Origin of the sequence: Methanobrevibacter millerae (assembly GCF_900103415.1) — an archaeon.
In the GTDB taxonomy this organism is placed as follows: Archaea; Methanobacteriota; Methanobacteria; order Methanobacteriales; family Methanobacteriaceae; genus Methanocatella; species Methanocatella millerae.
Map to the genome: position 1 here is coordinate 1 of NZ_FMXB01000025.1, position 25,407 is coordinate 25,407.

General features: G+C 37.7%; 29 protein-coding genes. 7 read left to right on the plus strand and 22 right to left on the minus strand.

The window, feature by feature from the left end:
- Positions 1-337 precede the first annotated feature (337 nt).
- Positions 338-796, minus strand: a complete 459-nt coding sequence (locus tag F3G70_RS10880) for a hypothetical protein (RefSeq protein ID WP_149732732.1) — start codon at positions 794-796, stop codon at positions 338-340.
- Between the two features lie 133 nt (positions 797-929).
- Between F3G70_RS10880 and mtrA the strand changes: the two genes are divergently transcribed.
- Positions 930-1,478 carry a tetrahydromethanopterin S-methyltransferase subunit A gene (gene mtrA / locus F3G70_RS10885; RefSeq protein WP_149732733.1) on the plus strand — a complete coding sequence of 183 codons (549 nt, stop codon included), beginning with the start codon at positions 930-932 and terminating at the stop codon, positions 1,476-1,478.
- A 33-nt stretch (positions 1,479-1,511) separates the two neighbouring features.
- Here the strand turns inward: mtrA and F3G70_RS10890 are convergent, their stop codons facing one another.
- Together F3G70_RS10890 and F3G70_RS10895 are read right to left on the minus strand one after the other, a co-directional pair.
- Positions 1,512-2,156: a YczE/YyaS/YitT family protein gene (locus F3G70_RS10890; protein ID WP_149732734.1), complete on the minus strand. Its 645-nt coding sequence runs from the start codon at positions 2,154-2,156 to the stop codon at positions 1,512-1,514.
- A 30-nt stretch (positions 2,157-2,186) separates the two neighbouring features.
- Positions 2,187-2,660 carry a HEAT repeat domain-containing protein gene (locus F3G70_RS10895; protein ID WP_394349328.1) on the minus strand — a complete coding sequence of 158 codons (474 nt, stop codon included), beginning with the start codon at positions 2,658-2,660 and terminating at the stop codon, positions 2,187-2,189.
- Positions 2,661-2,749: 89 nt separating this feature from the next.
- Between F3G70_RS10895 and aksF the strand changes: the two genes are divergently transcribed.
- Both aksF and F3G70_RS10905 read left to right on the plus strand, forming a co-directional pair.
- On the plus strand, positions 2,750-3,742 hold the full coding sequence (aksF, locus tag F3G70_RS10900) for a homoisocitrate dehydrogenase (protein WP_149732736.1): 993 nt from the start codon (positions 2,750-2,752) through the stop codon (positions 3,740-3,742).
- Positions 3,743-5,212 (plus strand): class I adenylate-forming enzyme family protein, encoded by a 1,470-nt coding sequence (locus tag F3G70_RS10905; protein ID WP_149732737.1) that lies wholly within the window; start codon positions 3,743-3,745, stop codon positions 5,210-5,212.
- A 404-nt stretch (positions 5,213-5,616) separates the two neighbouring features.
- On the opposite strand, the gene argB is transcribed toward F3G70_RS10905, so the two are convergent.
- The 4 genes from argB to F3G70_RS10925 form a co-directional block, all read right to left on the minus strand.
- Positions 5,617-6,486 carry an acetylglutamate kinase gene (gene argB, locus F3G70_RS10910; protein WP_149732738.1) on the minus strand — a complete coding sequence of 290 codons (870 nt, stop codon included), beginning with the start codon at positions 6,484-6,486 and terminating at the stop codon, positions 5,617-5,619.
- A 211-nt stretch (positions 6,487-6,697) separates the two neighbouring features.
- On the minus strand, positions 6,698-8,002 hold the full coding sequence (locus F3G70_RS10915) for a hypothetical protein (protein WP_149732739.1): 1,305 nt from the start codon (positions 8,000-8,002) through the stop codon (positions 6,698-6,700).
- A 215-nt stretch (positions 8,003-8,217) separates the two neighbouring features.
- Positions 8,218-8,805 (minus strand): DUF998 domain-containing protein, encoded by a 588-nt coding sequence (locus F3G70_RS10920; RefSeq protein WP_149732740.1) that lies wholly within the window; start codon positions 8,803-8,805, stop codon positions 8,218-8,220.
- A 4-nt stretch (positions 8,806-8,809) separates the two neighbouring features.
- Positions 8,810-9,685, minus strand: a complete 876-nt coding sequence (locus F3G70_RS10925) for an SAP domain-containing protein (RefSeq protein WP_149732741.1) — start codon at positions 9,683-9,685, stop codon at positions 8,810-8,812.
- A gap of 287 nt (positions 9,686-9,972) precedes the next feature.
- Between F3G70_RS10925 and F3G70_RS10930 the strand changes: the two genes are divergently transcribed.
- From F3G70_RS10930 to F3G70_RS10940, 3 genes are all read left to right on the plus strand, one after another.
- Entirely contained in the window at positions 9,973-10,515 is a 543-nt protein-coding gene (locus F3G70_RS10930) for a hypothetical protein (protein ID WP_149732742.1), read from the plus strand.
- Positions 10,512-10,898, plus strand: a complete 387-nt coding sequence (locus tag F3G70_RS10935; RefSeq protein WP_149732743.1) for a hypothetical protein — start codon at positions 10,512-10,514, stop codon at positions 10,896-10,898. Before F3G70_RS10930 ends, F3G70_RS10935 begins: the two co-directional genes overlap by 4 nt.
- A gap of 463 nt (positions 10,899-11,361) precedes the next feature.
- Positions 11,362-11,910, plus strand: a complete 549-nt coding sequence (locus tag F3G70_RS10940) for a hypothetical protein (RefSeq protein ID WP_149732744.1) — start codon at positions 11,362-11,364, stop codon at positions 11,908-11,910.
- Here F3G70_RS10940 and F3G70_RS10945 read toward each other — a convergent pair.
- The 13 genes from F3G70_RS10945 to F3G70_RS11000 all read right to left on the minus strand — a co-directional run bounded on the left by F3G70_RS10945 (position 11,893) and on the right by F3G70_RS11000 (position 22,576).
- Positions 11,893-12,909 carry an alcohol dehydrogenase catalytic domain-containing protein gene (locus F3G70_RS10945; RefSeq protein WP_149732745.1) on the minus strand — a complete coding sequence of 339 codons (1,017 nt, stop codon included), beginning with the start codon at positions 12,907-12,909 and terminating at the stop codon, positions 11,893-11,895. The genes F3G70_RS10940 and F3G70_RS10945 overlap by 18 nt on opposite strands.
- Entirely contained in the window at positions 12,906-13,616 is a 711-nt protein-coding gene (locus F3G70_RS10950) for an IspD/TarI family cytidylyltransferase (RefSeq protein ID WP_149732746.1), read from the minus strand. The genes F3G70_RS10945 and F3G70_RS10950 overlap by 4 nt, the downstream gene beginning before the upstream one ends.
- 6 nt (positions 13,617-13,622) lie before the next feature.
- Positions 13,623-14,225, minus strand: coding sequence for a class I SAM-dependent methyltransferase (locus F3G70_RS10955; protein WP_149732747.1), 603 nt, complete (start codon positions 14,223-14,225; stop codon positions 13,623-13,625).
- A 121-nt stretch (positions 14,226-14,346) separates the two neighbouring features.
- Positions 14,347-14,568, minus strand: coding sequence for a hypothetical protein (locus tag F3G70_RS12150; protein ID WP_188118171.1), 222 nt, complete (start codon positions 14,566-14,568; stop codon positions 14,347-14,349).
- Entirely contained in the window at positions 14,549-15,772 is a 1,224-nt protein-coding gene (gene argJ, locus F3G70_RS10960) for a bifunctional ornithine acetyltransferase/N-acetylglutamate synthase (protein WP_149732748.1), read from the minus strand. Before argJ ends, F3G70_RS12150 begins: the two co-directional genes overlap by 20 nt.
- Positions 15,773-15,788: 16 nt before the next feature.
- A complete protein-coding gene (locus F3G70_RS10965) occupies positions 15,789-16,064 on the minus strand; it encodes a hypothetical protein (protein ID WP_149732749.1) in 276 nt (91 codons plus the stop codon).
- A gap of 26 nt (positions 16,065-16,090) precedes the next feature.
- Positions 16,091-17,293 carry a hypothetical protein gene (locus F3G70_RS10970; RefSeq protein ID WP_149732750.1) on the minus strand — a complete coding sequence of 401 codons (1,203 nt, stop codon included), beginning with the start codon at positions 17,291-17,293 and terminating at the stop codon, positions 16,091-16,093.
- Complete coding sequence (locus F3G70_RS10975; protein ID WP_149732751.1) at positions 17,286-18,311, minus strand: NYN domain-containing protein; 1,026 nt, start codon at positions 18,309-18,311, stop codon at positions 17,286-17,288. Before F3G70_RS10975 ends, F3G70_RS10970 begins: the two co-directional genes overlap by 8 nt.
- Before the next feature lie 57 nt (positions 18,312-18,368).
- Positions 18,369-19,109: a metallophosphoesterase family protein gene (locus F3G70_RS10980; protein WP_149732752.1), complete on the minus strand. Its 741-nt coding sequence runs from the start codon at positions 19,107-19,109 to the stop codon at positions 18,369-18,371.
- 6 nt (positions 19,110-19,115) lie between these two features.
- On the minus strand, positions 19,116-19,466 hold the full coding sequence (locus tag F3G70_RS10985; protein WP_149732753.1) for a nascent polypeptide-associated complex protein: 351 nt from the start codon (positions 19,464-19,466) through the stop codon (positions 19,116-19,118).
- Positions 19,467-19,530: 64 nt separating this feature from the next.
- Positions 19,531-20,151, minus strand: a complete 621-nt coding sequence (locus F3G70_RS10990) for a zinc ribbon domain-containing protein (protein ID WP_149732754.1) — start codon at positions 20,149-20,151, stop codon at positions 19,531-19,533.
- Positions 20,152-20,207: 56 nt separating this feature from the next.
- Positions 20,208-21,350 carry an aldo/keto reductase gene (locus F3G70_RS10995; RefSeq protein WP_149732755.1) on the minus strand — a complete coding sequence of 381 codons (1,143 nt, stop codon included), beginning with the start codon at positions 21,348-21,350 and terminating at the stop codon, positions 20,208-20,210.
- Between the two features lie 83 nt (positions 21,351-21,433).
- Positions 21,434-22,576, minus strand: coding sequence for an aldo/keto reductase (locus F3G70_RS11000; protein WP_149732756.1), 1,143 nt, complete (start codon positions 22,574-22,576; stop codon positions 21,434-21,436).
- Between the two features lie 56 nt (positions 22,577-22,632).
- On the opposite strand from F3G70_RS11000, the gene F3G70_RS11005 reads away from it, so the two are divergent.
- Positions 22,633-23,172: a DNA-3-methyladenine glycosylase I gene (locus F3G70_RS11005; RefSeq protein ID WP_149732757.1), complete on the plus strand. Its 540-nt coding sequence runs from the start codon at positions 22,633-22,635 to the stop codon at positions 23,170-23,172.
- A 170-nt stretch (positions 23,173-23,342) separates the two neighbouring features.
- Here the strand turns inward: F3G70_RS11005 and F3G70_RS11010 are convergent, their stop codons facing one another.
- A complete protein-coding gene (locus tag F3G70_RS11010) occupies positions 23,343-24,380 on the minus strand; it encodes a sulfate/molybdate ABC transporter ATP-binding protein (protein ID WP_149732758.1) in 1,038 nt (345 codons plus the stop codon).
- A gap of 8 nt (positions 24,381-24,388) precedes the next feature.
- On the minus strand, positions 24,389-25,066 hold the full coding sequence (gene modB / locus F3G70_RS11015) for a molybdate ABC transporter permease subunit (protein ID WP_149732759.1): 678 nt from the start codon (positions 25,064-25,066) through the stop codon (positions 24,389-24,391).
- Between the last annotated feature and the right edge of the window lie 341 nt (positions 25,067-25,407).

Consider the following 25,407-nt stretch of genomic DNA (forward strand, 5'->3'; position numbering starts at 1 on the left):
TTAATCTAAAAAACACAGCATATTGAGCGAAGAATGTAAGAAAAAGCTCAATAATCCATCATAAAGATAGACTGTACGCCGTATCCAAAACAACAAGTTTTTCATAAAACTACAGAAAAATACAAAAAACCTGATGTTCAAAGTAATTTTTACCATTCAAATTAAATAAAAATTACGATTTCACATTCAAAAGACCACCAAAAACCTACACGAAAAACAACCATTTACTGGCTTAAAATCAAAAATAAAGACTATTTTGCTATGAAAATAAGAAAAATAAGAAAAACTATCAATAATCTAAATTATTGACAAAGTCCTTAAAAAAATTAAAAGTAAACTAAACAATTACTTTATTTAGCAAATCTTCACTGCTGGCAGTAACTGAAACTTTATCGCCATTGACTATATAGTTGAATTCATAACCATCCCTAAGGGATTTTAAATAACCGTCATGGCCCCCAATGTTTTTAGCCTCACCGCCTGATTTCTCCAAAGTCTTGTTGGTTACATCAAGGGCATAATGGGAAACACTGACAGCGAACATATCTTTACCGTCACTATAGGATTTGGACGTTAAACAATAGGCAAAGCCACCATCATTAAGTGATTCGTTATTTATTGATGCATTAACATTCTCATGAAATTTTTCCGGAATATTATACTCAACACCACAAATGGAGGCGATATTCTTCTCTTCCTCACCGAAACCGAAAAATCCATCTGCCGATACAAAATTTACTGAAATTAATGCAAGAATAATTAAAATTATTAGCAGTAGAGAATGTTTAAAGTTCATTTAATCACCTTTTACAATATAATATTTAAAAAAATAATTTAATATATTTTTTCATAAGCTTTTCGCCAACAGTGCAAAAATATTTAAATCGACTAGATTAATATTTAAATATAGATTAATAGGGGTATCAAAAATGGCAGACAAAAAAGCGCCTGCAGACGGCTGGCCGGTAATCAGTGGAGATTACATCGTTGGCGACCCTGAAAGCCCTGTTGCCGTAACTACACTCGCTTCACACATTGAAGCGGAATTATCCGGAGCCGCAATTGCAGGACCATGCAAAACAGAAAATTTAGGTATCGAAAAAGTTGTTGCAAACATCATCTCCAATCCAAACATCAGATTTTTGATATTGGCTGGAGCTGAAGTGCAAGGCCACATTACAGGCCAAAGCTTCCTGGCACTGCACGAAAACGGTGCCGATCCTGAGAAAAAGAAAATCATAGGTGCAACCGGCGCCATTCCTTTCGTTGAAAACGTCCCGCTCGACGGTGTTGAAAGATTCCAGCAACAGTTGGAAATTGTTAACTTAATCGACACCGAAGATATTGGAGCAATCCAGTCCAAAATCAACGAATGCGTTGAAAAGGACACTGGAGCATTTGAAGCTGAACCTATTGTAATGGAAATCGATGAAGAAAACCAGAGAATGGTTATTGTATCACCTAAAAAAGAAGAATAATCATTAACTGGAGTTTTAAAAACTCCACTTTTTTTATTTTATTATTAATGGCTCAATATATGAGTCCAGATGTTTTTTAAGTATTCTGACGATTGGTCCGATAATTAACGCAGATATTATCGTTCCTTCACGGACTCCCGCAAGATATCCCAGAAATACGACTGAAAGAATTGCTGCCGTTATCACCATTGACGTGTCAACGTAGGGCTTTACCCTTGCGAATTCCTTATTAAGCGCAGCAGAAATTGCAACTATAACACCATCTGCAGGCAGATAAACGACTTCTGTCTGGATTTCAAACAAAACACCGAATGCCACAACAACACAGCTGACTAAAAGCAGCGCCATCTGGCTTAAATAGTCCTGAGGGTTTAAGAATCCGACCAGCATCCCCGAAAAGTCAATAAAGAAGGAGAAAATGCTTCCAACTACAATCTGGAGAAACTGCCTTTTTTCAAAGTCTCCCCTTAAAATAATAACCTGCAGGGCAATGAAAATTATGTTGAATATAAAGCAGACCGTTCCGACGCTCAGATGCAGAATCAGGCTGGAAACGTAGGGAAGGCAAATCAGCGGGGAAGTTCCCAGATTGGCCTTGATGGATATGGCCGCCCCTAAAGATATGATAAACAGTGAAAGCACATACAGAAAATATCTGTTGATTCTTCTAAATTCCATAATGAAAAAAAAGTAAAAAATCAAAGAAAATTAAGCTTTTCTTTGAATTGTAGCTATTGCGCTTTGAGCACCTGATTTTACATAACCGCTTTCGTCGTCAAGCAGTTTTTCAAGTGCAGGAATAGCCTTTTCATTATCCAAGTTACCTAAAGCCCATGCTGCTGCTCCCCTGACTCTCCAGTCCGGATCGTCAAGCACTTCAATTAAAGGATCGACCGCAGCATCACCCATACGACTTAAAGCTGTTGAAGCTTCCCTTCTGACAAGCTTATTGTTGTCGCTTAAAGACAAAATCAAAGGTTTGATTGCTTTTGGATCATTTATGGCACCTAAAAGAGTTGCCGCATGCAAACGGATATTTTTCTTTCTGTGGGATAAAGCAGAAATTAAAGGATCGACTGCTTCTTCACCTTTCAATTCCAATGCTCCCATTGCATCTTCGACAACGAATTCATCATCGTCGTTTAACTTTTCAATTAATTCATCTATCTCAGACATTGTCATCCCTCTTAATAACAATAATTAAATAATGATTATAACTTTATATTTATATGTATAAAAGTATTTTCATAAATTACGAACAAAGTGGGATAATGTACGATATTGCAATAATAAGTGGTGACGGAATAGGAAAGGAAGTAATGGAATCAGCCGAATATCTCTTGGATAAACTGGACTTGAACTTTAATTTCAACTATGGCGAAGCAGGCTTTGAATGCTTCAACAGGAACGGAACAACACTGCCTGAAGAAACCGTGAAAATAGCCAAATCCAGTGATGCAACCTTATTCGGCGCATCAACTTCAACTCCCGGCCAGCCTAGCCCGATAATAAATCTAAGAAAAGAACTTGACGTTTACGCGAATTTAAGACCCATAAAATCATACAGAGGCATCAAATCCATTGCACAAGGCATCGATTTTATAATCGTGCGTGAAAACACCGAAGGCCTCTACAGCCAGATTGAATACGACGATGATGAAAAGGTAATCGCCGAGAGGGTAATTACAAGAAAGGCAAGTGAAAAGATATCTGACGTTGCATTCAAGCTTGCAAAGAGAAGAAAATTAAAAAGCAAAGTTACCTGCGTTCACAAAAGCAACGTGCTTAAAGTAACTGACGGGGTCTTTAAGGAATCATTCTATAAGATAGCCAAAAACTATCCCAAAATCACCACTGAAGATTTCTACGTTGACGCAATGGCAATGTATCTCATTACAAATCCCCTTAACTTTGACGTTATCGTTTCAACAAACCTCTTCGGAGACATATTGTCCGATGAAAGCGCAGGACTCGTTGGAGGCCTGGGACTTGCACCATCAGGAAATATCGGGGACGACAACGGACTGTTTGAACCCGTGCACGGATCAGCGCCAGACATTGCTGGAAAAGGAATAGCCAATCCATGCTCCATGATACTTTCAACTGCGATGATGCTGGACTACATCGGCGAAAAAGAAACCGCTACAAGAGTAAACAATGCCGTTGAAAAAGTAGTCTGTGCAGGAAAGGTATTGACTCCGGATCTGGGAGGAACAGCCAAAACCATGGAAATGACACAGGCAATCGTTAAAGAGTTGATATAAATGTTAAATATTACCACATTTCTCGATGCAAATTCAAAAAGACTGGATAAAAAGGTATTGTATAACCCAAGAAGCAGTGAGGAATACACCTCCGCGGAAATATTGTCAATAGTCAGTGAAATAGGACGTCAGTTAAAGTCAAATAATGTGCAGGAAGGCGATAGGGTAATCATTTATCTGAACAATTCATGCGAATATCTCTTTTCACTGTTTGCAATATGGAGAATCGGCGCAATAGCCATTCCGGCAAATAGAGTATTCACCTCCTCGGAACTGGATTACATCATTCACGACTCACAGGCAAAGCTTGTGATTACCGATGATGAAGCCGAAGCGAAACTGGATATCTGCACATACGTTCCGAAAAACATTAGTGAATATAAAAATTGCGAAGTTCTGGAGGCAGCAAATACCGATTGGGATGATTTGTGTCAACTGCAGTACACCTCAGGAACAACCGGAAAACCTAAAGGCGCAATGCTAACCCATGGAAATTATTTCACTGCAATCCATAACGAATGTGATGTATTGACCCTGAAGCAGGACGACGTGTTTTTAGGAATTTATCCGATGGCTCACGTTGGCCTTTCATGGGCGATATCAGCCCTAAGGGCAGCGGCATACTACATAATGATTGAACAGTTCGATTTGGACGAGTACCTTGAATTATGTGAAAAAGAGAAAGTAACCGTCTTAACCGGAATGCCTCCTGTAATACACTCCCTTACGACAATGGACAAGACAAAAGAGCTTTCAACCGTTCGTGAAATAATAAGCGGAGGAGGACCGTTGCACAAAAAGATATGGAAAGAGTTCCATGAAACCTACGGAATACCAATCATTAACGCCTACGGACTGTCTGAAAGTATTGTAATCGGAACCGGAACAGTAATAAGACCTGAAGATTATCGTGAAGCTGACAGATTTGAAAGTGTAGGGCATCCTGTCTGCTTTTCAGAAGTTAAAATCGTGGATGAAGACGATTCAACGAAAACCCTTGAAAAATATGAGCAGGGAGAAATTGCACTTAGAGGGCCTGCAATTGCAAAAGGATATTGGAGAAGAGAAAAACAGACCATTGAATCATTTTTAGATGACGGATGGTTTTTAACCGGAGACATCGGTTATTTGGATGAAGATAACCGTTTATTCATTACCGACCGCAAGAAAGACATGATTGTAATGAGCGGATGGAAAATCTACCCAACAGAAGTTGAGGAAGTTCTAATCAAATATCCTAAACTTAAGGAAATAGCTATTTTTAGTATCGATGACTGTCACAGGGGAGAAATACCTGCAGCAGCAGTCGTTTGGGAAAATGAACCAGATCATGAAGGTTTGATAAGTTTTGCCCGTGAAAACCTCTCCAGATATAAGGTTCCACGTCAAATCTATGATTTGGATGAACTTCCAAGAGTTAACGGCTGGAAATTGCTTAGAAGAGAACTGAGAAACATGTTCAAGCCATAATTAATGAACATTTTAATAATTCTGAAAAATATTAGTTATCATACGCTCTAGGAAAAGACAGATATTTATATACTCCATTTATATTAAACATTGAAAAATTAATCACACTTGGGGAGGCGTAGATTATAAATTTTGAATTATTTAAAGTTAGAAATTAATCTAACTTTAAACGAAATTGCTGTATCAACTTAGCATATATCATTAACGTAGGTCATGACCAAAAGGCAAAATTATCCAAGGAAATCAAGAAAAAAAACTTTTTAAATATAATACAGCAATCAATTGATTTATCTGGATAATAAACCTTCAATAGCTATATTATATTCCAATATATTTAAATTAGATAGATTTTAACTCGTAAAAAATGATACAAGTCAATAGAATTGTCCTCAGTCCTAAGAATTCTATTCAAAAATCATGGTGCCAATACCATTGGTAGTGAAGATTTCAAGCAAAAGGGAATGTTCTATACGTCCGTCAATGATATGGCATGATTTTACACCGTTTTCAATTGCCTTAACGCAGGTTTCGATTTTAGGAATCATTCCACCGGAGATGACACCGTCTTCAATCAGCTGAGGAATTTCACAAATCCTGATTTTCTGAATAAGGGAATTCTGGTCGTTAGGGTCTCTTAGGACTCCTGGAACATCGGTTAAAATGATTAATTTTTCAGCACCTACAGAGCTTGCAATTTCACCGGCTGCAGTGTCCGCATTAAGGTTAAGGCTTGTTCCGTCCTGGGCAATACCAACAGGAGATATGACCGGAATATAGTTGTTTTCAACGAATAATTCCAATAGATTGGTGTTAATATTATCAACTTCTCCAACCAAACCAAGGTCAACCTCTTCATCCGAACCATCGATTTTCTTTGCTCCTTTCTTATGAGCGAAAATCAGGCTGGAATCCTTACCAGATAAGCTTATGGCATCCCCATCATGCTTTATTAATTGAGATACGATTTCAGTACTTATCTTACCGACGAGAACCATTTCGATAATTTCCATTGTCTCTTCATCAGTAACCCTCAATCCTTGAATGAATTCCGGTTCTTTGCCTAGTTTATCCATTGAACGGGAGATTTCAGGACCTCCTCCGTGGACAATAATCGGTTTCATTCCGACATATTTGAGTAAAACAGTATCACGAGCAGTTGAGGACATTGCATTATCATCTATCATTGCATGTCCTCCATATTTGATTAAAATTTTCTTTTTATGAAACTTTTTGATATATGGTAAAGCTTCAATCAAAACATCTATATCTTTCATTTTATCACTACAATAAATATTTAATTTACTTATTTATAAGTATTTCACATTATTGTGGAAAATCAAAAAAATAGCTGCAAAAAAACTATCGTTTAAAATGAAAAAACGATGAATAATTAGCATAGTTAGGCGATAATTATTCGATTTAATCAATCATAAAATTAATTTGAAATAAACCCTATTTAAAAAATTAATTTAAACGTGGGTTAATCTACATGCGCTTTTCAATATTCGTCAGAATAGTATAGACATGTCTTGAATCCTTCTTTTTGGAAGGGTATTCGGATGCGAAAATTGCCATTAATTTAGGTATTTCCTCATCTGGATACTCCTTAATCAGCTTTTCGGCAATGTTCTGCAGGCTTACCGAAGGAATCTTTGAATCCCAAACGTCCATGAAGACCTTTTTGATTCTCTTTTTGGTTTTGGGCATATTAACTAATTCATTAGGGAATTCCTCTTCCAGGTTTCTCATGACATATTCGAGATAATGGTTTTCATCCTCCCCATACAACTCCCTGACTTCAGATCCGTACTCGTCGAAGTATTTTCTTACCTCTTTTAGTATGAATCTTCTGCTGATGCCTTTAGGGTCCTTGAAAGCCTTGACAATATTGTCCGGCTTGATTTTCAGATACATCTGGGTGCCGTTTAAATGAACGCCGTTGATTACAACCCCTTCAATCAGGCTTCTCTTGTTGAATCTGTAATATTCATCGTTTATTCGCTGAAGCATTAATTTGATTTCCTGAATCGCATCATAAAGCGTTGGAAAAGTGTCTGTTATTTCAAATTTGTACGGTTCGAAGCGTGGCTCCATTATTGTCCAGCCAATTCTAAATTCTGATTCATCTTCATATTTTATAATGGAGAACAACGACTTTACACTCAACCCCACAATATCATACGGCAGAGATAAAATCTCATTATCATTCAGGAACTTCCCGTCAACATAAACTCCAATCAGTTTAATGTCAATATACGTATCCATATGAGCTATTTCATGTCGGTTTAGAGTTCCATACAATTCAAAGAACAAAACGTCGGTTGTGTCCTTTGAATATCCGTCGAAATAATCCAGAATGGCTTTCTTATCTATTAATGAATACATTTCCAATATGTGGTCGTCGGCTACTGCCTTTCCACGGGTTTTTGGAACGAGTTCGATTACATTTCCATTTTCATCTTTCAAAGGAAAAATGGCCAAGCAGGTCCCGTCCAGTTTCTCATTGCAGAAGTACCGTACTTTTCCTTCGGACTTCAACTGGTGTCTTGAATCCCAGTAGTTGATTTTTGGAAATCCCTGTACAAACTGTTCAACGTCAGCTTCGCTTCCATCGCTTTTAACCAGGTGCGTTATTACGATGGATCCTAAAAACCTGTTTGGCTTTCTTGACAGATATCCACTTATTACATTTCCCTGTGGCGTTTTTTGTGAAAATTCTGATAGGTGTTTTGGCTTTACAATACCGCCAAAATACTCGGAGCAGAATTTTTCTAAATTAGAATTTTCCATTCAATGCCCTCCTAAATATTTAAAAATATTATTTGTTCGATATTTTGGCAATATAAGGTTATTGCTTTTCTTATATTTAAAATAAGCAGTTATGAGTCGGAACAATTCTTAGTGGTGAGGACAATTCTTAGGAGTGGCGACAATACTTATGACTCAGAGCAATTTTTACACGAGAAAGTAGATTATATCTGAACGAGTAATATTCAAAAGGAGAGTTATTTTTCAATGAGGTAAACTCCAGCTATAAATGACCAGACAACAAGAGTGTAAACTGAGAGGCGTTCCAAAACAGGCATGTAAACATTGTCCATACTGAAAAACATTATCCAAAATGCAGCCAGACCAATTAATGCAAGCGTTAATGTGATTTTTTGGAAATTAGCGAATTCATTCATTGATCGGGCAATAATGACCAATAAAATGTTTCCTCCAAGGATTGCCATTACAGCACCCAGGGTATGATAGCCTGATGTCAGAGGGTTTCCTCCATGGATGAATCCCACGATAATAACGCCTAAAGAGGTAATTAATGTTAAAATGTAAAATACAGTTTTGTTTTTGATTATGAAATCTTTGAATTTATAAAAATTGCCGAAAAGCAAGGTCAAACCAATTAAAACAAAAGCGGAGTTCATAAGTAATGATAATGGTGAATCGGCTCCTGGAATTCCAAGCTCTGAAATCGTGTGAAAAACATATGTATTTAAAAAAGAAGCGTTGAAAAAAGTTGCACAAATTGCTTCAGCAATCAGATAGTATACGCTACCGATGATAAAAACGATTCCTGCAACTTTAGATTTCATATTGCTAGATTCCGAATTTTTTATTGAAGTATTTTTCCTTCAAGTCAAAGTTCAGCTCATCAATGTCTGCACCGGCCATTGCCTTTTGCAATACCTTATAGCAAGTCTTTTTAGGTACAGTAATGTTAGTAATGTGAGATTTTGCCCAGATTCTGTCAAATCTTTTCTTCAAATTGCCGAAATTGAAGTGTTCGGTCACATTCTTTAAATTGAGAATGTTAGCCGTGTTTACAATATCATAATTTGCATATGTTTGCGCATCCATGACTATAGGATTCAGGCCTAAAATGAACCTTTGCAAGTCGTAATCAAGGAATGATTCGTAATCCCCGTCGTATGCGTAAACGTGTGCCTTTGCAGACAGTGCGTCAATGAAAACGAGAAACATATTGTTCATTAATGACCTTGATATTATCTCATTACAGAAATTAAGGGCTGTTTGAACATTGCCTGCATCGGAAGAGGCATGATATTTTTCGTAATCCTCGAACCTGAACGCCACAAGGGCGAACATGTAGAGATCTATCCATTCATTTTCCTTGAGGAATTCCTTTGCCTTATCGGTCAATTCATAATCTCCATCACCTTGACCTAAAACGGACATTATCCTTTCAACAAGCTCCTGCTTTTTACCGGAGACTTTAAGTCCGTTTTCCTTAAGCATTGCCTTTAAATCAGCCACAGTATATTTTTTAGAAATCTCTTCAGCGGTTAAAGCTCCCCCTTCGCCTGTAAGATAACCGTTTTCAACCAGATAGCTTATGCAATCGTCAGCTGACGGAAAAGTTCCGAAATTGCCTTCATTTAAAATATCCTCAAGCGCATAACCACTATTTAAAAAATTTAAAACATTAAATATTTCCAATTTTTGTTCGCTCACTTAAACACCTTTTTTACTTTTAAGTATTACTATAATGTTTGTTTTTTAGTTAATTTAATACTTTGCTTGAAATGAATAAGTGATTTCAAATCATCGCAACTTACAGTCAGGATTAATTTTTTACATGGATTTTTCACTTAATTTACTCACAAATTAAAATAATGCTATGAGCCGGTTTTTTACAAAAAAGTCAGAATATTGTAGAGATTTATATCATACTAATTTATAAACCCCTAAATCAAATATTACAAATTGTAAAATTAATAAAATGAAAAAAGTGATGAATTATGAATGAAAAAAATGACGATGAATTAGACTTAAGAATCATCAAGACACAGTTTGATGAAAGAAGAAAAATAATTGGAAAAGCCAATGAAAGCATACAGTCAATAGCTGAAGACTTTGACATTTCAGCAGACATATATGAAACCGAAAACCATGAGCTCATATCATATGGAATGCTGGATAAGGACCTGGACAACAGAGAACTTGAAAATATCAAAAAATATGGCGAGGAGCTGTTTAGGGAAAGCGGAAAGATGGTATGCATCTATTTCCTAAGCATGCCGGACGTCAAATACAAGGTAACCCGGAAAATCAAATCCGAAGCTACAATCCTGATAAAAATAACCCCAATGCACTATTCAAGTGCTTACGACACTTACAGGCACATTGAAAGTCTGGTTAAAAGAAGGATAAAGCTGGATAAAGACGATCTCTTTGCGCTGTCCATGATTCCTTCAATGGGTCCTCCAGAAGACAAAAGGCATTTAAGGATTGAGTGCCTGCAGCTATGGCAAACGATTTGCAACCGAGGATTGATTAAATGAACACAGATGAACTTGAATTGATAAAAAAAGCGTTTAAGGAAGACAGAAAGATTGTAGAAAAGCTTTCCGATGAGGAAAAATGGGTGGACAGCAAGTATTATCAGGGAGGTTCCGTTTACCGAACTGATGATGATGAACTCATAGACCTTGAGATTCAAACCAGGGACTATGACATCGAAGACCACGTGAACTACATAGAATTTGCAGAACAGCTTTACGAAAAGCACAAAAAGCGGGTGAGCATCTACGTTTATTGCATTCCGTCAGTTAAAATAAACTTGAAGCTGTATAATATAAAGTCTGAAGCCGATTTCATAATAAGATTGGCTCAGTATCGAAAAGGCTCCTTCATAAAAAGAGTTAAATCAAAGTTGTGGGACTGATTTCCCCATCTTTGATTTTAAAATCATGCCGAATGGAAATGATACGAGTGGTTTCGTGTTTGCCCGTTTCAAAAACAAAAGGAGTTAAATGTGAGTAAAAACGAATTATAAGCTAAACAAAGACTTTTATCCGACATGACTTTCGTGTTTCGTCCCGAATAGGTGAATAAAATGAACATGAACACTTTTTTTAATAGATTTTAGCGACCACCTCCCTTTTAAAATACGTTCAACATACGTAATAATATATTGTGTATAACTTGTTTATAAACTTTGTGGATATTGGTAACAACCAGTTGATTTTTCACCCATTAACTAATTATTCACTCATGACATTAATATTCTAATAACTGAGTAAAATTTAAATAAGTAAATAATATTGCCCTAATAACGAACTTACTAATTTATTATCCATAAAATACAATATAACTAATGTAAAACAATTTTTTACGAGGTTAACTAAATGAATGAAAAAATCCAATTTGACCAAATAGAAACCATTAAGGAAACATTCGATGAAAAAAGAACAATAATCGGTCGAGCACCAAAGGAAATGATTGAAGTTGATGATGATATCCATAACGGCGGAGACTTCTTCATTACCGAATCCGGAGAAATTATCGATCTTGAGTATCAGACAACCGATTTCGATGAAGAGGAACTGGCAAAATACGTTGAACTTGCAGAAGAGCTTTATTACAAAAACGATGTGCACATCTCAATTTATGTGCTGTGCCCTAAAAACATACGGATAACGGCTCCCGAATGCATGATCAAATCCGATGCCAGCTTCAACATAAAACTGGCATGCTATGACGGAAACCCCTCCTATGATATTTTCCATCATCTGGAGGAAAAAGTAAATAATAAAATCCAGCTTACGGAGGAAGATTTGGAAGCCATTTCCATGGTCCCCATGCTTTTTCCAAGAAAACAAAGAAGAAGCTGGAGAGTTAAATGTTTTAGGCTTATCAATGAGTCAAAAAGACTTTCATTAGATTTCCCATTTTAATATGGTCTTTCCAAAGTCTGAAACATAGTCCTTATCAAATGCTGACTTTAAATCATCGATTGATTTGATTTCACAGACATTTGTAATTAGTTTGGACAAATAGCTGAATAGCTGAGGGTTTTCGTGAAGGAGCCTTACAACTCCTGTAAAATCCTCCCTTTCAGATCTGCTGTTTCCCTGAACGGTCAATCCCTTTTCCAATAACATTCTCGTATTGATTGGAATCGGATATTCGCTGACACCGAAAAGATTTATTGTTCCCTGAGGATTAATAACATCAATTATCTGCTCAATTGCTGACTGTGAAGCCGCAGAGCCGACGCATTCAAATCCGTGGTCAATCGCCAAATCATCGGGAACGTCATGAATCATATAAACACCATCCGCAAATGAAAAGAGATTCAGATTTTCAAAATGCTTGCCGAAAACTATTATTTTTGAATCGGGACAGATTACCTTAAGCAGCAATGCAGTGATATATCCCAGGTTTCCATCTCCCCATACGCCCAGAACTTTTCTTGAAGGGACGTTGAACTCCAGAAACTTGGAGATTCCCTGATAGGCAACGCTTATTAATTCAATGAATGCAGAAACCATCAAATCAAATTCATCAGGCAATTTGACCAGCCTGTCTGATTTTAGACATACCAGATCGCTTGTAAATCCGTCAAAACCGCTTCCCCTGAATTTTGATAATCTTGAGTAATTTCCACGATACTCATCCTCGTCGAAAGGAGTGTTAGGTATCATTACCACTTTATCTCCAGACTCGAAGCTGTTTTGAGCATCATAGACCACTTCACCGACCCCTTCATGAATCAATGCCATTGGAAGCTTTTTTGAAAGGATATCGGAGGGCCTTGAACCCTGATAATACCTCTGGTCTGCCTGACAGATTGACAGATAAAGAGGCCTTACAACCACATCATCCAAATCTATATCGTCAATCGCCTCTTCAAAGAATTTGGGAGATTTTAATCTGTAAACAATGTTAATCATGATTCATTTTCCTTTAAAATTGTATTTGCCAGCTTTAAATCATATGGGTAGGTAATCTTAATGTTGGTAATATCACCCTTGACAAGATATACATCCTCACCCTTTAAAACGAATATCTTGCACGCATCAGTCAATATATTGGTTTCCTCTTCACTTAAACTGTTGATCAGCTCGGACAATTTGTTTATCTTGAAGCTCTGTGGCGTTTGGCCTTGGTAAAAATTGTCTCTTACGGGAATGTTTTCAATGACCTCGCCGTCAATGCTTTCAACGATTGTGTCGGTTGCCGGAATGACCGTGTCGCAGGCACCAAATTTCTTTGCAGCTTCTATATTGTCTTCAATAATGCGGTGGGTCAAAAAGGGACGTACGGAATCGTGGGTAACGATAATTGAATCGTCATCGATGTCGAAATTTTCATTGATATAATTAATGGAATTCAATAACGTGTCGTTTCTTGTTTTTCCGCCTTCAATAACGACAATTCTGTCATTTTCACCCAAATATTCATCAATCAGGTTATTTGTGTGATTTATAAAGTTTTGCGGAGATAAAACGATAATCTTATCGAATTTGGAATTGATTACGAATTTTTCAATCGTGTGAATGATAACCGGCTTGTCGCCCAGTGTCAAAAACTGTTTGGGAGTGTCTGTTCCGCCCATTCTTGAGCCTATTCCTCCCGCCAATATAGCTGCAAAAATCATTTTAGATTACTCCTTTTCAAATACGATGAAATAATGTGATTTTCCTTCGGGAATGTCTTCTCCAATCTCTTCATTCAGATATGTCATTTTAAGGTTATGCTTTGCAAACATCTCTTCAAGCTCTTCAGGAGAGCTTCTAACCTGAGTCGGAGGTCCTTTAGGAACATCCCATTTCTTATAATCCATAATGGCTATTCTGCCGCCATCCTTAATGAGACGTGCGAATTCGTCAATTGCTTCGTCGGTTTTTCTTGAAGCGGTGAATCCGTGGAATACGTTAACCATAAGAATTACGTCCAGGGTTCCATCTTCTATTTGGGTAACTCCTTCGGTAATGTCTGCTTCGATGTTAATCAGGTTTTCAACGCTGTTTTCGACCTTGTACTTTTCCATGTCTTCAATTGATGCGTCATAGATATCCACTGCATATACGCATCCTGAGTCTATGTATTCATCCAGAAGCTTGATTGCAATATGTCCGTCGCCGCATCCGGCGTCCATAATCTTTTCGCAGCCTTTTAAATCTAATTCGTCAATTATCTCATTGGAATCAAGGAAAAATTCGCTTGAAAATCCGTGTGCTCTGTGTCCGTTTGCTGGCATCATCATATTTTTCACCTAATATTAAATCTTTAAAAAATACTATATAATACTAATGAAAATATTTTCACATCAAAAAAAGTGGAATATTGGATTGGTTAATAGGTTAAAATTTTAAAAAAAGAAATAGTTAAGAGGACTTATTTTTTCCAGGTTTGTTTAACTCCTCTTCCCCTTTTACTACCAGGTTTGGTATAACTTCTTTTTTGTCTTGTTCTTCTGTTAGTACCTTTAACTTTTGCCATATCTTACCCTCCTTTAAATTTTTAATTACAACATCAGAATTATGTATAACATAAAGATATTTGTTTTTAAAGTATTTATATCTTTTCTTAAGTGGTGTATTCTGCATTGATTTTTACGTAATCATAAGTCAAATCACATCCCCATGCGGTTGCCTCGCCGTCACCCAAAAACATGTCGATATTGACTTTGATGTTTTTTGACTGCATAATTTTTTCGGCACGCTCCAGATACGGGGTATCCTCAAAAGCAAGGATTTCTCCTTTGCGCACCAAATCAACATCATCCTCATCGTCAGCTATTGCAATGGTTACGATGTCGGGATTCAGTTCACATCCGGAATATCCGATAGCGGATACTATCCTTCCCCAATTCGGATCGCCTCCGAAAACGGCTGACTTGAATAATGGAGAAGTTACAATAGCCTTTGCCGCAAGCTTTGCATCATCAAATGATTCGGCTCCCTTAACGTTGGCTTCGATGAATTTTGATGCTCCTTCACCGTCACGGGCCATCTTTTTGGCCAGATTAATGCAGAGATGATTCAACCCGTCCTGGAAGTTTGAATCTATTTTGCCGTCCTTTTCAACGTCAACGCCTGATGCGCCATTTGCCATCATCAAACAGGTGTCGTTGGTACTTTCATCGCCGTCAACGACAATCATGTTGAAGCTTAAGTCTGCTGCAATTCTCAATGCGTTTTTAATTGCCTTTTGAGAGATTGCTGCATCGGTTACGATAAATGAAAGCATTGTGGCCATATTAGGAGCTATCATTCCGCTTCCCTTTGTGATTCCAGCAATCCTTACCGTCTCGCCCGTGGTTAATGTGACCTCAACGGCCTCTTCCTTTGGGAAAGTGTCGGTTGTCATTATTGCCTTTGCGGCAGCAAGGGAATTTTCAGGATTGTCTCCCAGTCTTGAAATGGAATCATATGCTACCTTTGATATTATATCCATAGGCATTTCACGGCCGATAACTCCCGTTGAACAAATGGCTATTTCATTTGCAGGAATTTTCAAATCCTTTGAAACAAGAGTTACCAACTCTTCACAGTCTTCAATTCCTTTCTGGCCTGTAAAACAGTTTGCGTTTCCGCTGTTTACCACGACGGCGGATACGATACCTCTTTTTACAACATTTTTGGTGTAGGTTACAGGTGCTGCAACAACCTTGTTTGTTGTAAAAACTCCAGAAGCGGTGCTGTTTGGGCAAAGAATAATGCTTACTCCGAATTTACCTTCACGTGCACCGGATACCTTTACATCTTTAATGATGGAGAAGCCTCCATCCACATCACGAATATAATTCATACTACCACAAAAAAGATTATTTATCAGTCAGATTATACATTTCTCGAGTATAATTGTCATTGAAATCAACAGCATCGGCTACATAATCGAATTCTACGGTCTTATTATTATGGCCAACGCCACTAGTCATTTGCTCAGTTACGTTTTCAACGTGGGTAGTGGTATTGTTGTTTTTAGTTGTATTATCGTGTTCCTCAAGGCTTATTGTAATTCCTATTGCGGAACCTATGATGAAAGCAACCAATGCCAAAACCATTAACAACGCTATAATTCCCTCATTTCTTCCAGACACTGTTATTCCCTTTTTTATTTTTTAATTTAAGCAACAAAAGCATATATCAATGCTAAAATTATTGTTATGAAACTGAATGATCCAAGACCAAGTACGCATAACAGATAAGTGATAATGAATACAAAAGCAAAGACTCCAATCAGTTTCTGCTTTTCATTTTCAAATATGTTGATTAGAGTTCTTGTAAATTCGGACGGAACATTATATGCATACAATCCGTTTGCCAGTTCAAAAACGATTAATGACAATGGAGCCGTTGAATCAAGGCTGTCAACCAATTGTGCTCTTTCACCAGCTTCACGACGGCTTCTGCCGACTCCTGCCCTGATTTTCGCATCATTGTCCAGTGCAAACCATGCCGCATCCAAACCGGCACGAATGGCCAGATCCTTTGATGGAAAACGTGCAATGAAATCGTCTCCGCCTTCCCTGTATCCTTCAAGCTCTCCGCCGCACTCGGTTTCTATGAAATACTTGATATTTGTCATCAAATCAACCAGCTGGGTTTTACCATGCTTGCTGGTGTATGATGTTGAATCGATTAAATCGACGAATAGGTAATTTTGGAATTCCTTAGGCTTGGACTGAGCCAGTTTGAACGGCGCATCGAATACCAATGCGTATTCTCCTCCAAGCTTTGTGAAAGCGACTCCGGGGAAATTTCCCAGACTTTGTCTGTAATTAATGGACCTCTCGATTGAAGCCGCACCAGTCATTCCAACTGCTGAGATTACCTCAACGCCACGTTCGTAGCCGATTCCAATAAGTTCAATGGCTACCCTGATTGCATCGTTTTTACTCAGCATTTTTGCAACCAGTTCCGTTGAGCTTTTTTCCACAATCTGTCCTTTTTCGTTTTCAATTATTTTTTCAAAGATATTTATCAGGTTTGACGGATTTGGAAGCTCAACATAGAAATATCTGTCACTACCCATAATAATATTGCTTACCAGGGCATATTCTTCAATTTTATTTTCCGCAGGCTTAATTTCATAGAAATTGAACTCCTTAGGAAAATTTTCTATGCCAATATCTCTTATAAGATTATTTTTAATACTTTCAGAGCTGATCTCTGCCTTTTCTAATTCAAATAAAATAGTTTGAGTGTAATTGAACAGTTCCACATATTCATTTTCAACTGAATTGGTTGGAAAAAACTTCGTCCCCACGCTGATAGGGGTAAGCTTAGTGGTTAGCTTAATGACTGCTTTGGATAAGCTGTTAACCATCCAGTTTTCCTCCTTTCTCCAATTCTATTTCAAATTCCCCAGGACGCTGTAAAAGCATGTCCGGCTTAACTGAAACGAATGGGAACTTCCATGATCCAAGCCTTCCTGCAATCGTACTTGCAATGTTTCTTGAGTTTTTCTTGATGAATACCTCATCGTGAGCGCTAACACGAACCAAAACGTTGTATGGTGCAGTTTCGGTTACCTCATCTGCAAGGAGAATATTCAGCTCAAAAGTGCCAGGCTTGGTGAATAAATCGTTTCTAACAGCAATCAGCGGTTTTTTCTCAAGACCCAGCCTGTCGGCTACGGTAACTGAAATGTTTCCCGCATTCTTTACTGCAAGCTTATAATCCTTAGGATGAACCAGCACGAAGATAACGTATGGAGCGGCCACTTCAACGTCGTCAACCATATCCACAATCTTATTGAACATTGGTATCTTTGAGAAAATGCTTTCAACCTTGGAATTGAGGTTATTCTCATCGTCAATACGAATAATGGCCTGTTTGGCGATGTTCAATGGAGATATTTCCAATCCTTCCTTGCCAGTGTAGACATCCCATTTTCTAAAGTTCAATTGCTTGATAATTTCCTCGGAAATGTGTTGCAGGATATTTTTGTCATGCTTAGGCTTTTTTGGCCTTCCGAACGTCAATCTGCCATCCTTGATTATGAATGGAATTCTGAATGAATTGATGTTCTTGAATTCTGCAGCATAATCCCTGAACTTATCGTTTGATAAAATTTTAGCTCTTTCACTGTAAGCTATTTCCAAAATAAAATGATCAGCATCATTGCCTGCCGGAACTTCCTCTACGTTGTCACTTTCCAGCAGTTTTTCAAAGGCGACCTTATCATCAATTTCATGACGAAGTGATGCGTCTGCGATAATAACAAATTCATCTTCACTTTCTTCTAATGCCTTAACGGCAGCTAAAATGTTTGCCATTTGAGGCTGTGAGTTTTCATTTTTAACATGATGTGCAACATTAGAAGCATCTACAACCACTTTCATAATATCACCCTAAAAAGAAATCTAATTTAAACATTATTATATTAACTAATCCTATATTTAATCTTTTCTTTGAAATTTGCCGAAGAGGAATTTTTCTCCACCAACGTTATTTAGAAATATTTCAATCGAATCGTCGGAAATGATATAAACATTGTATGAATTGCCGTTTTTTCCCCTAAGCTTATTTGAACACAGAGAGCCCGCATTAACCACAATGGTTTCATTGATTTTCCAAATGTTCGGAACGTGTTTGTGGCCGGACAATACCAAATCGACCTCATGGGTCGTTAATGTCTTTAAAATATCACCTGCATCGGATAAAACGTTTCTCTCACGTCCGGTGTCAGGTATTGAAATGACATGATGGTGAAGAGCCACAATGGAAAATCTCTCGTTGATGACGCACTGGTCCAGCTGGTGTTCCATCCAGAGATGCTGCGGAAGGCCTATATGACCCATGTCCTCATCGGGAGAGCTGCTGTCAAGGCCGATTACCGTAAAGTCATCGTCTTTTGTAAGCTTCCAGCTTCTCTCGCCAACCAGCTCCTCAAAGCCCTGATAGCCCAGGTTGCGTGAATCATGATTGCCAGGAATGGCAAATAATGGAGCTTCAAACATGTCCAGATATTTTATGGCCCGCTTATACTCCCTGTAATAACCGTCGTTGGTTATGTCGCCGGTTAAAATAATCATGTCCGGCTGCAGATTGTTGATTTCGGCTACAGCTTCCATGAAAACGGCTTCATCAAAGGCCGTTTCGCTTATATGCAAATCTGAAATGTGTGCAATGATTGTCATAATTACCTATTGATTTAATTTCATGATAGCTTCTGCAAGATCTCCTTTGCAGTCAATCAAGGCCTGTTCTGCTTCGGCATTGGATACGTTGGCCTGATTGGCTACCATTTCAATATCTTCATCTGGAATTTCAATTTCGTATTCTATTTCAACTTCACGGGCTTTACCTTCAACTTGGTAGGTTTCCTGGCCCATTACGTTCATAAGACTTACTATAGGATCATCTATGATTAATTCCCTGTCATCGAAGCGAATGATAACTTCATTTACTCCTTTTAAGTCTTCCATTTTCATTCCCATCTTTTTCATTTGCCTTTCCATCTGTTTCATTTGCTTTTTATTCATACCAGGTATCATAATTAATTCCTCGAAAAAATAATCTAATTATTTATAATTATGTTATTAATATTATTTATATTAATTATAAATTATTTTTAATCCAATATCCCACATAGACACCCAAATATGATGCACATGGAATTAAAAGAACAAAAATCAAAATATCAATTATAAAATTGCTTATTAAAGATGAGGCAATATTTGTATTACCGCCACCGCTCACTGATGAAGAATATGTGCTGGCACTACCATATGCTGAAGTAGCCGGCGATGAGGAGAATAATGAAGCTAAAGAGGTAGTTAATGCAGATAATACTGTGAATACTCCCCCTACAAGACAAAGAATGGCCGCAATCATTGCAGAAAGATATACTATGAAATTTGGAACCACATATGATTTGTTAACGCAGGAGACATATCCTAAAAACATTCCTCCGAAAAAGACTGCGAAAAGCAACGTTAACAGCGTCTGGGTTGAAAAGCCAATTAAGCCGCTTGCAGAAAAAATTGACCAGAACAGGGACCCTATAAACAGGAACACCCCGACAACAATGAATGAAAGTATTAATGATGACAATGAGATCTTTTCATCTATTTTATTTAAAAATTCCGATTTTGCATTTAATTTAGCTCCGCATTCAGAACAGAAATCCCCCTCATCATCAACTACATTACCGCAATTTGGACAAGTTTCCTTTGACATAACTAACCACAACACTAATTGTTATTAATTAGTTATTAACTTATTAATATAAATATTTAATCGGTAAAACCATAATAATCTGTTTCGAATGTTTTGGCAACATCCTTCATGACTTCGGGAATATTGATGTGCTGCGGACATTCCTCTACGCACATTTCACATTCCGTGCAATCTGATGCCAATCCAACGCCCGGAAGCTTTGAATAATTGACGTATGCATTTCCTACCGGCGTCCAATCACCTAAATCCTGTATTTTTTCATGATTATACAAATCAAAGAGCTTTGGAATATTAATGTCTTCGGGACATGCATCAAGACAGTATTTGCATTTGGTGCAGTCCACAGTAATGTTGGAATTGATAATGTCTCTTACTTTAGCAATAATCTCGTATTCCTCATCATTTAAAGGTTTGAAATTTTCAAATTCCTCAATATTCTGCTCCAGTTGATCCAGACTGCTTGCACCGCTTAAAACCATACAGACATTATCCAAACTTAAAACGAACCTCAATGCCCATGAAACAATAGAAGCATCAGGATTATAATCCTTCATTAACTTTTCGGCTTCAGGAGGAACGTCTGCCAAAAATCCTCCCTTAAACGGTTCCATTACAAGAACCGGCTTGTTGTGCTTGCAGGCCACATCATAGCATTTTTTTGATTCAACACCTTCATTTATCCAGTCAAGATAATTGATTTGAAGCAGAACAAACTCCATTTCAGGATGCATTGTTAATATATTATCCAAATATTCAGCATTTGCATGGGTGGAAAGACCCAAGTGCTTAATTTTGCCCTCTTCCTTTTTCTTGTTTGCAAAAGCGAATGAATCAACGTCCAGAAAGCCTGGCTCTGAAAATCCGCTCACGTTATGCATCAGATAATAGTCAAAGTAATCCAGTCCCGTGCGTTCAAGCTGCTCGGAAAATATCGGTTCAAGCTGGTCTTCGGAAGTTATTGAAAATAACGGCAGTTTATCTGCAACGACATATGAATCCCTTGGATACCTTTCAACAACAGCTTTTCTAAATGCCACTTCACTTTTACCCATGTGATAAGGATATGCAGTATCAAAAAAAGTAAATCCTTTCTCCATGAACAAATCTGCCATCTCATTTACCTGATTAAAATCAACGCTTGCCTCATCATTCTCATCAAGTGTCGGCAGTCTCATCATACCAAAAGCTAATTTTTTCATGTTAAATCCCTCTTAATTAATTAATTGTATTTTGACAATTATATAACTTTTTAACATGATTATGAGGGTTCATTTATTTTTCATTAATTAAACAGGTCCTGGGCATCAAGCATTATATCAACGATTTTAACATTGAATGGACACCTGTCTTCACACTCGCCGCATGCGATGCACTCGGTGGCATCGTAATTTAAATTGTTGTAATGCTCCCTGACGCTTTGCGGGACATCATCATGAATGCTGGCCAAATCAAAGAGCTTAATGACCATTGCAATGTCGATAGCTGATGAGCAAGGCGAACAGTGCCCGCAGTACATGCATTTGCCTTCAAATGAATGCATTGGAGCCTTTGCCAAAATATGGCGATATTCCTTTTCACCATCAGAAGCACGTTCATATTCGAGAGCCGCATCCAGTTCTTCAGTATTGCTGACGCCGACAAAGATGCTGGAAACTCCCTTCTGCTCTAAAGCATAATGGATGCACTGAACGGGAGTTAATGCGACACCGAAAGGAGAATCATTTTCATCAAACAAACGTCCGCTTGCATAGCCTTTCATTACCGTTAATGCAGTGCCGTTTTCTTCACATAACTGATAAAGCTCGGCTCTTTTTGGATTAACGCCCGCCAAACCCACATATTGTCCATCATCGCGATAATCTTCAAGTGTTCCTGAGGCAGGAAACATGTCATAAGCAGGATTAATGCTGAACATAAGCGATTCGATTTCAGGATTTTCTGCCGCCAGAAAAGCAATGTCCACATTATGAGTGCTTAAGCCGACGTGTTTGATTATTCCATCCTCTTTAAGCCGGCGAACGTATTTTATGAACCCCCCAGACATTATCTCATCATAATCTTCCATATCATCAACATAGTGAATCATTCCAAAGTCCAGATAGTCGGTCTGAAGCCTTTCCATCAAATCATCGAAAGCCTCTTTTACCTTATCCATCTGGCGAGTTCTAACATACTGATTGTCCTGCCAGATAGGACCGATATGGCCCTGAATTATCCATTTGTCGCGAGTATCCTTAATTGCACGGCCCAAATTTGTCCTGACCGTCGGTTCACTCATCCAGCAGTCAAGAAAATTAATTCCATTAGCTTCACAATGCCTAACTATCTTTTCAACATCCCCATAGGGCCTTTCCACATACCATTCCGAACCGAATGCAATTTCGCTTACGCTTAACCCGGTGCTGCCCAGTTTTCTATATTCCATGCTTTTCCCCCAAAAACAGTTAATGATATTTATTCCCTTCATTAATATTAATAATTATGACAAAAAAGAGATGCACCTGGGTTGAAGGAAAAGAGGAGATTTATATCAACTACCATGACGAGGAATGGGGCGTAGCGAAATACGATGACGACATACTCTACGAAATGCTTGTTCTGGAATCATTTCAGGCAGGATTATCATGGATTACCATTCTAAAGAAACGTGAGGCGTTCAGAGAGGCCTTTGATAATTTTGATATTAATAAAATCAGGGATTATGATGAGAAAAAGGTCAATGAACTGCTTCAAAACGAAAAGATTATTCGCCACAGAGGCAAAATCGAAGCCGCAATCAATAATGCCAAAGTGTTTAGGCAAATACAGGAGGAATGCGGCAGCTTTTCAGATTATATCTGGTCATTTACCGAGGGTAAAACAATAAAAGCCGAATATCTGACAAAATCTGAATTATCAGATAGAATTGCCAAGGAACTGAAGAAAAAAGGCATGAAGTTTGTCGGATCAACAATCATATACTCATACCTGGAATCCATAGGCATCATCGATAACCATGAAGAGGATTGCTTTTTGTATTAATGATACCTACATAATAAGCCATGAACACATATCTTTAATTACAACATTTCATTAAATTAATTAAAGACATTATTAAAATTATGAGTTATACTCTAAAATGTTGTTTGGAGATAGTGTCCTATGCTTTTAATCGAAGATATTGGTTGGCCGTGAGCTGTCGGCAAATAAGGCTATTCTTCCAAAAGGATTATGTTTTTGGGATCTACTTTCAAATACTGGGGAATCTCAAATTCATGCTCGTGAATAGGCTTATCATATTTCCACCACAACCCATTTGCCAGAGTTATTTCCCATTCAAAAGGCATTTCCAGTTTTCTTGCATTTTCAGTGCAAATCACATTGACATCATCCTTTTCAGCCGGCGCAAAATCATGTGCCCTTATTCCCATGTGCGTAATATTGGGAGTAATTTCCTTAGACACTTCGAATGTAACTCCCCAATCCAGGGATTTCAGATGATATTCATCAATTATTTCGACTTTGGAAATATTTTTACATCCCGTAAGCCTTGCAACCTGAACCCTTATTGGATTTTCGAATACGTCATGAGTATTTCCTTTTGCAATGACCTTGCCCTCATCCAATATTATGAGCTCGTCACAGAACTGGAAGGCTTCGTCACGGTCATGAGTAACCATTATGGAAAACCCATCGAAATCCCTGAGCAAGTTAACAAGTTCAAGACGCAACTGTTCCTTTAAGAATGTATCCAAAGCGCTGAATGGCTCATCCAGCAATATAACGTCAGGACTGTAAGCCAATATACGGGCTAAAGCAACCCTCTGCTGTTGACCTCCAGACAATTGTCTGGGATATCTTTTTTCCAATCCGTCCAAACGAAAGCGTTTAATCATTTCAGATACGATTCCATAATCATCATCTTTAGATAAGCCGCAGGCAACATTTTCTTCAACTGTCATGTTGGGAAATAAAGCGTAATTTTGGAATAAGTAACCAACATTTCTTTTTTGAGGTTTCAAGTTAATTTTATTATCAGAATCAAAATAAACAGTTTCTTTACCGGTGTTCAAGCTCACAACACCTTTATCCGGATCCACAATGCCTGCAATGGATTTCAAGGTCATACTTTTACCGCAACCGGAAGGGCCCAGAATGCCTAAACGACCATTTTTCAATTCAAAATCAACGTCTAATTCGAATTCTTTAAGTTTCTTTTGAATATTCACTTTTAAAGATTTATTACTCATAATCTACCTCATTTCCATTGCTTTTCCCTACGTATAGAAACGAAATCCATAATGAAAATAGCTATAAACGATATTATAACAATTACAATCACATAATTGAAAGCGTCACCCATATTTCCTGCAGCCACTTCAGAGTAAACTGCCATAGGAAGCGTTCTTGTTTGTCCTGCAATGTTACCTGCAAGCATGGCCGTAGCACCGAATTCGCCCAAACCACGAGCATAAGCAAGGATTCCGCCGCTGATTATTCCCGGCAATGCGTTTGCAAATAATACTTTCCAGAAAATTTTCCACTCGGACATGCCTAAGGTACGTCCGGCATCCAGCAGGTTAGAATCCACCTGTTCAAATGCGCCCCTGGATGAACGATACATTAATGGAAAGGACATGACAACAGCCGCAATAACGGTTGCAGGCCATGAAAAGGCAATTTTCACAGCAAAAAAATCTAAAAAGAAGCTGCCGATAGGTCCTCTGACACCGAAAATGTAGAGTAAAAAGAAACCCACTACAGTAGGAGGCAATACGATTGGGAGCGTAAAAATACCGTCAAGGACAATCTTTATCATGTCATTTTTAATCTTAACGAGACCCCAGGCTACAATCAAACCTAAAAAGAAGGTTATGAAAATTGATAAACTTGCTGTTTTCATTGAAATGAAAACCGGGGACCAATCTACTGCCATATCCATATCTCCCTTTAACCAATCTTAATTATTCACTACAATTTGAACAAACCCAACTTCCAGAAGTCGTGAATTCATTTTCCGGACATGAGAATAAGATTACTGCATATCCCCTTCGTAGTGAAGATTCAATAATAATGAAATTTTTTTACTTTTTTAAGGACTTTGTCAATAATTTAGATTATTGATAGTTTTTCTTATTTTTCTTATTTTCATAGCAAAATAGTCTTTATTTTTGATTTTAATCCAGTAAATGGTTGTTTTTCGTGTAGGTTTTTGGTGGTCTTTTGAATGTGAAATCGTAATTTTTATTTAATTTGAATGGTAAAAATTACTTTGAA